This is a genomic window from Arenimonas sp., assembly GCF_022842045.1.
GTDB lineage: Bacteria > Pseudomonadota > Gammaproteobacteria > Xanthomonadales > Xanthomonadaceae > Arenimonas.
In genome coordinates, this window is the sequence record NZ_JALHQI010000117.1 from 1 (window position 1) to 3,963 (window position 3,963).

Sequence of the window (3,963 nt, forward strand, 5' to 3'; positions counted from 1 at the left end):
GAGGGCGGCCTGGGCGCGGGTCGGGGCGGCGGGCTCGGGGGCGGCGATCGGCTGCGACAGCCAGTGGTGGGCGCCGGCGCCGGCCGCGGCGGCGATCAGCAGGCAGGTGGCGGCGGTAAGGGGACGCATGCGGTGCTTCTCCAGGGTTCCCGGGCAGTCAGCTTTAGCAAATGCGGACTGTCCGTTCGCTAAACAAGTTCAGGGGCCGCCATCCAACTGCGCCGCCAAGCGCCGGGCGCGCAGCCGCGGCGGGTGGTCGGCGTCGGGGAAAAAGTCTCGGTGGCCGCCCGAAACTGTGACCCGGGGCAAGGTTCCACGGCGGCCCGGGTCGGCCCGAGGACGCCGATACGCGAAGCCGTGCGGGTTCAGGCCAACTCTCCAAGACCCGTGGAACATCTTGACCCGACAGTGATTTCGGCAGGTTTCAGCCTGTTGACACCCCCGCCAGCGAGGGGTAGCTTTGCCTTCCGCTGCCACTACATCTTGTGTCGGGCAGCGGGGGAGGCCCCAAGTCTTGGGGTCAGGGCTTGCACGACGCGTACGGCGAGACGGCATGCGGGAACCAGATCGGACAGCACAGCTTCCCAGGGGCCTGGCCCCGCGGGCGGGCGTCGCTTCCCCCGGATTCCCGGCCGGCACGATCCGATAAGAATTCAATAAACACGGCGCCCCCACCCGAGGGGGCGACCCGGGAGGAAGACAGGACTTATGAGCACGGTTCGCCTGGAGGCGGTCAAGAACAAGCTGGCGCAGGGCATCGAGATGCAGCCGGCGTCCTACGACATCTGGGACAAGAAGTACCGCCTGAAGACCAAGCAGGGCGATCCGGTCGACGCGACCATCGACCACACCTACCAACGCGTGGCCAAGGCCCTGGCCGAGGCCGAGCCGACCGCCGAGAAGCAGAAGTACTGGTACGAGCGCTTCCTGTGGGCCCTGCGCCGCGGCGCCATCCCGGCCGGCCGCATCACCTCGAACGCCGGTGCGCTCGAGCACAAGCCCGCCACCAGCACCATCAACTGCACCGTGTCGGGGATCATCACCGACTCGATGGACGACATCCTGGGCAAGGTGCACGAGGCGGGCCTGACCCTGAAGGCCGGCTGCGGCATCGGCTACGAGTTCAGCACCCTGCGCCCGCGCGGCGCCTACGTGTCCGGCGCCGGCGCCTACACCTCGGGCCCGCTGAGCTTCATGGATATCTACGACAAGATGTGCTTCACCGTCTCGTCGGCCGGCGGCCGCCGCGGCGCCCAGATGGGCACCTTCGACGTCTCCCACCCGGACGTGAAGGAATTCATCGGCGCCAAGCGCGAGGACGGGCGCCTGCGCCAGTTCAACCTTTCGCTGCTGGTCACCGACGAGTTCATGCAGGCGGTCGAGCAGGACAAGGACTGGCCGCTGGTGTTCCCGGTGAACATCAAGGAGAAGAACGAGATCAACGTCGACGACCCGAAGCAGGTCGTCTGGCGCGACTGGCCGCACAGCACCAACTACGTGACCCGCGAAGACGGCATGGTGGCCTGCAAGATCTACGGCCACATCCGCGCCCAGCAGCTGTGGAACCGCATCATGGCGTCCACGTATGACTTCGCCGAGCCGGGCTTCATCCTGATCGACCGCGTCAACGAGATGAACAACAACTGGTGGTGCGAGAACATCCGCGCCACCAACCCCTGCGGCGAGCAGCCGCTGCCGCCCTACGGCGCCTGCCTGCTGGGCTCGATCAACCTCACCACCTTCGTCCGCGACCCGTTCACCGACAAGGCCAGCTTCGACTGGGAGGAATACAAGGAAGTGGTGCGGGTGTTCACCCGCATGCTCGACAACGTGGTCGAGATCAACGGCCTGCCGCTGGAGCAGCAGCGCACCGAGATCATGCGCAAGCGCCGCCACGGCATGGGCTTCCTGGGCCTGGGCAGCACCGTCACCATGCTGCGCATGAAGTACGGCGAGAAGGATTCGGTCGCGTTCACCGAGCAGGTGAGCCGCGAGATGGCCGTGGCCGGCTGGGAAGTGGCGCTGAGCCTCGCGAAGGAAAAGGGCGCGGCCCCGATCATGGACGAGGACTTCAAGGTCACCGCCGAGATGCTGCGCAAGCGCCCGGAGATGAAGAAGGACGGCTGGAGGGTCGGCCAGAAGATCAAGGGCCGCGAGCTGCACGCCCGCTACTCGCGCTACATGCAGCGCGTGGCCGAAGTGGCGCCGGAACTGGTGAAGGAGCTCGCCGAGACCGGCGCGCGCTTCACCCACCACAGCTCGATCGCGCCCACCGGCACCATCTCGCTGAGCCTGGCCAACAACGCCTCCAACGGCATCGAGCCGTCGTTCGCGCACCACTACAGCCGCAACGTGATCCGCGAAGGCAAGAAGTCGAAGGAAAAGGTCGAGGTCTTCAGCTACGAGCTGCTGGCCTACCGCACCCTGGTGAACCCGGACGCGATGCCGTTCGGCACCGACGACAAGTCGCGCCTGCCGGACTACTTCATCTCGGCCGACGACATCACGCCCAAGGCGCACGTGGACATCCAGGCGGCCTCGCAGAAGTGGATCGACTCGTCCATTTCCAAGACCGCGAACGTCCCCACGGACTATCCGTACGAGGACTTCAAGGACATCTACATGTACGCCCACAAGCAGGGCCTGAAGGGTTGCACCACCTTCCGCTTCAACCCGGCCGCCTTCCAGGGCGTGCTGGTGAAGGAAGCCGACCTGGAGAACACCACCTACCGCTTCGAGCTCGAGGACGGCACCGTGGTGGAGGCCAAGGGCAACGAGGAAATCGAGTACGACGGCGAGCTGCACAGCGCCGCCAACCTGTTCGACGCCCTCAAGGAAGGCTACTACGGCAAGTTCTGAGCCTGGCCGCGCGCACGCGGTGCGCGCAACCGGCTTCGAATCGCGCTAAGTTGGCAAGGCCCGCGGCGATTGCCGCGGTTTCATCGACGAGGAGAGCGGTATGAGTAACGGCAACGGTGTCACGGCGGCCATTTCCAATGCCGCTGGAAGCGTCAGCGACAAGGCCTCGGAAATCGGCGGCGCCATCGCCGACCAGGCCAACAAGGTCATGAAGGCCGCCAAGAAGAAGGCGGCCCCCGCGATCAAGAAGGCCAAGGCCCAGATCAAGAAGGCCGAGAAGTCCGATACCGGCAAGGCGGTCAAGAAGGCCGTGGCCGGCGCCAAGAAGAAGGCGGCGGCGGCGGTGAAGGCGGTCAAGGCCAAGGTCGGCGGCGCCAAGCCGGCCGCGAAGAAGAAGGCGGCCGCCAAGAAGGCGCCTGCGAAGAAGAAAGTCGCTGCCAAGAAGCCGGCGGCGAAGAAGGCGGTCCGCAAGGCCGCCGCCAAGAAGGGCGCGGCGAAGAAGGCCGTGCGCAAGGTTTCCGCCAAGAAGGCTCCGGCCCGCAAGGCGGCGAAGAAGGTCGCCAAGAAGCCGGCGGCCCGCAAGACGACGGCCCGAAAGGTTGCCAGGAAGCGCTAAAGCCTACGGCTGTCCCGATTGTCGTACCCCGTCCCCCCGCCGCCCGGCGGCGGGGGGCTCCGGGAGATCCACCCACCGAATCCCATAAGCGAAAAGAAACAGATGGCCATCAAGATCAGCAAGAAAATCAAGGGCTACAGCGTGCAGAAGCCCGAGGACAAGGCCAAGGAAGCCGCCGCGCCCGTCGCCGCGCCCGTGGTCGAGCTCGAGCCCGCCTCGAACATCATCCAGATGCACGAGAAGGTCGAGCGCCCGGAAGTGCTGATCGGCAACACCTACAAGATCAAGTCGCCGCTGGTCGAGCACGCGATGTACGTGACCATCAACGACATCGTGCTCAACCCGGGCACCGAGCATGAGCTGCGCCGTCCGTTCGAGGTGTTCATCAACTCCAAGAACATGGACCACTTCCAGTGGATCGTGGCCCTGACCCGCATCATGAGCGCCGTGTTCCGCAAGGGCGGCGACGTCACCTTCCTGGTGGACGA

The 3,963-nt window shown here is 66.0% G+C and carries 2 protein-coding genes and 1 pseudogene; all 3 read left to right on the forward strand.

All coding sequences use genetic code 11. The features are described 5' to 3' along the window. Nucleotides 1-708 precede the first annotated feature (708 nt). Nucleotides 709-2,859, forward strand: a complete 2,151-nt coding sequence (locus tag Q0C12_RS14690) for an adenosylcobalamin-dependent ribonucleoside-diphosphate reductase (RefSeq protein WP_290891506.1) — start codon at nt 709-711, stop codon at nt 2,857-2,859. A 100-nt stretch (nt 2,860-2,959) separates the two neighbouring features. Continuing rightward, the gene (locus tag Q0C12_RS14695) at nt 2,960-3,475 is read left to right on the forward strand and encodes a hypothetical protein (protein ID WP_290891509.1); all 516 of its coding nucleotides are present in this window, start codon (nt 2,960-2,962) and stop codon (nt 3,473-3,475) included. A 102-nt stretch (nt 3,476-3,577) separates the two neighbouring features. Beyond that, nucleotides 3,578-3,963: pseudogene (locus tag Q0C12_RS14700) on the forward strand (NrdJb); the annotation flags it as partial.